At 68.9% G+C, this 1788-nt stretch carries 4 protein-coding genes; 3 read left to right on the forward strand and 1 reads right to left on the reverse strand.

The features are described from left to right. The 3 genes from ACNPM4_RS16905 to ACNPM4_RS16915 all read left to right on the forward strand — a co-directional run. On the forward strand, positions 1–243 hold a 243-nt coding region (locus tag ACNPM4_RS16905; protein WP_448986455.1), incomplete at its 5' end, for a TadE/TadG family type IV pilus assembly protein. Next, on the forward strand, positions 212–667 hold the full coding sequence (locus tag ACNPM4_RS16910; protein ID WP_400859106.1) for a TadE family protein: 456 nt from the start codon (positions 212–214) through the stop codon (positions 665–667). The genes ACNPM4_RS16905 and ACNPM4_RS16910, both read left to right, overlap by 32 nt. Next, the gene (locus ACNPM4_RS16915) at positions 664–1104 is read left to right on the forward strand and encodes a pilus assembly protein TadG-related protein (protein ID WP_315985401.1); all 441 of its coding nucleotides are present in this window, start codon (positions 664–666) and stop codon (positions 1102–1104) included. Before ACNPM4_RS16910 ends, ACNPM4_RS16915 begins: the two co-directional genes overlap by 4 nt. 13 nt (positions 1105–1117) lie before the next feature. Here the strand turns inward: ACNPM4_RS16915 and ACNPM4_RS16920 are convergent, their stop codons facing one another. Further along, positions 1118–1678 (reverse strand): NUDIX hydrolase, encoded by a 561-nt coding sequence (locus tag ACNPM4_RS16920; protein ID WP_448986456.1) that lies wholly within the window; start codon positions 1676–1678, stop codon positions 1118–1120. Positions 1679–1788 lie beyond the last annotated feature (110 nt).

Consider the following 1788-nt stretch of genomic DNA (forward strand, 5'->3'; position numbering starts at 1 on the left):
TATCACGCGGCCCTCGCCGACACGACTCAGGAGGAGGGGATCGAGCGCACCCAGGAGGTCATCACCCGGGCGATCGGTGCGTCGTATGCCGAAGACGTCCGGATCGGTGCCTCGGGTGCTACGGGGCAGGAGACCGTGGACGTGCGAGTGCGCTCGACCTTTCCCCTCCTCGGATTGATCGGCGTACCTTTCGCGATGGAGGTGGAGGCGCATGCACCGGTGGAGGCGTTCGGCGATCGATGACGCCGGTTCCGCGGCGCTCGAGTTCATCACCGTCGGAGTGATCCTCCTGGTGCCGATGATCTACCTCGTCGTCGCACTCGGAACGATCCAGGAGCAGATTCTCGGAGCGGAGGCGGCCGCTCGCCACATCGCCCGCGCCATCGCGCAGGCTCCCGACGCCGCGTCGGCCGCGGCACGCGGCGACGTCGTGCTCGCACAGGTGATCGACGAGTACGGGCTCGATGCCGGCGCGGTCGATCTCACACTCTCCTGTCGCCCCACGGGCACCGAATGCCCTTCTGCCGGAGCGACGATCATCGTCACCGTCGCCACGCGGGCGCGACTCCCGCTGGTGCCGGAGATCCTCGCCTTGGACCGATCCACCGCGGTGCCCGTGCAGGCGCAATCCGTGCAGAAGATGTCGAGGCTGTGGGGCTCGGAGTGAGCGGCCGCAGTATGCGCGGAGCGCGGGCAGCCGGCATGGGCGATGACGGCAGCACGCTTCCGCTGATCCTCGGCTATGTGCTCCTCACCCTGGTGGTGATCTTCGTGTGTGTCTGCGCCACCGACCTCTATCTCGCGCAGAAGCGACTGGACGCGCTCGCCGACTCCGCCGCGCTCGCCGGGGCGGACGGCTTCACCGTGCAGGCGATCGATGGTGCGGTTCGGGCCGAGCTGACGGATGCCGCGGTGACGGAGCAGGCGGCCGAGTTGGTGAGTGCATTGCCGGGGGAGGCGTCACTCGTCTCGGCCAGGACTCCGGACGGGGTGTCTGCGCGAGTGACCGTGGCGGCCTCGTGGCATCCGCCCCTGTTGTCCCCGTTCGTGCCCGACGGCGTCCGCCTGGAGTCCACGGCGACGAGTCGCACCGCGCTGCGTTGACGAGCGAGTCGGTTCAGCGGGGATCGCGCAGCTGCGCGAGCAGACCGTCGAGCCGGGGCTCGAGCTGTGGCGGTATCTCGGTAGGCAGCGCGTCGACCGGCCACCAGCGCAGATCCTCGGATTCGTCGCTGACGGTGAGCACTGCATCTCGATCGACCACGACGGCGATCCCGATGTCGAGGTGCGAGGCGCAGGCGCCGAAGCGGGACGACAGCGCATGGTGGTCGAGGTCGTACGCGAGGGGAGCGGCCGGTGGGTCCGTCACGATACCGGTCTCCTCACGCAGCTCCCGCAATGCTGCGCTCACAACAGAGTCGTCGCCGCCCTCGACGTGACCCCCCGGCTGCACCCAGAACTGTCCCTTGCGGTGGAAGACGAGCAGCGTGTGTTGCAGCGCGGCGTCGAAGACCACACACGAGGCGGTCAGATGATCCGGACCCGAGCCACGATGCACCGGCCCCCGGGCCTCCCCGAAGAACGAGGCGAAGTCCGCGTGTGCGCGGCGGTCACGTTCGGAGCGGGGCACGAACGTCGAGACCAGACGATGGGCATCGGCCGTCAGATTCGTGATCATTCCGCACCCTCGTCGGTCGGGTTGTCGTTCGGTCGCTCCCGCGGCACGAACCTCGGTATCCAGCGCACGAACCCTGCCGCGCCGACGAGACCGATCACACCCATGGCGGC

This window comes from Microbacterium umsixpiens (genome assembly GCF_053543675.1).